The 664-nt window shown below is 36.3% G+C and carries 2 protein-coding genes; both read right to left on the reverse strand.

Annotated features, from left to right (window positions below):
- Positions 1–132, reverse strand: a 132-nt coding sequence (locus FRC98_RS20860; protein WP_283809670.1) for a ferritin-like domain-containing protein, incomplete at its 3' end; no start/stop codon positions are given.
- Positions 133–144: 12 nt separating this feature from the next.
- Positions 145–615, reverse strand: a complete 471-nt coding sequence (gene bfr, locus FRC98_RS20865; protein WP_146983503.1) for a bacterioferritin — start codon at positions 613–615, stop codon at positions 145–147.
- Positions 616–664 lie beyond the last annotated feature (49 nt).

Genomic DNA, 664 nt, shown 5'->3' on the forward strand with positions numbered 1-664 from the left:
ATCTGCTTTGTCTAGTTGAGTGAAACCAAAATCTTTAAACATGCGTGCATGTAAAAAGTATTGGTTAATACCAACAAGCTCATTAGCGAGTACTTTATTAAGCGCTGCAATAACGTCTTTATCGCCTTTCATAATATGCTCCTACTAAGCCATTTGTGCTTGATGATAATTTTCAGAACCAATCTTATCAATTAAGCCAAGTTGCTGCTCTAACCAGTAAACATGGTCTTCTTCGGTATCAAATAACAGTTTTTCTAAAATGCTACGAGATTGATAATCTTGTTGTTCTTCACATATTGCGATGACGTCTTTAACACACGCAACTACTTCAAGCTCTAGTGTTAAATCGTTTTGCATCATGCTTTTTACATCGTTACCGATAAGTAAATCACGGCGCTTAGTCATATTTGGTACACCTTCTAAAAACAAGATGCGCTTAATAAGCCAGTCTGCGTGATCTTTTTCTTCTTCCATCTCGTGGTTAAGGCGATCGTATAGTTTGTTTAAACCCCAGTCGTCATACATGCGCGAGTGTATAAAATACTGATCGATTGCTGCTAACTCGTTAGCTAACAATGTATTAAACGCATCGATTACTTTTTGATTACCTTTCATGATAAATCGCCTTAACTATTTCAATTGTATGCAGTGTAGTACAAATAGC

Source organism: Lujinxingia vulgaris (assembly GCF_007997015.1).
Taxonomy (GTDB): Bacteria; Myxococcota_A; Bradymonadia; order Bradymonadales; family Bradymonadaceae; genus Lujinxingia; species Lujinxingia vulgaris.

Bases quoted from the DNA above. Each gene is read 5' to 3' on its own strand.
- bfr (WP_146983503.1), bottom strand. From the start codon at position 615: ATGAAAGGTAATCAAAAAGTAATCGATGCGTTTAATACATTGTTAGCT.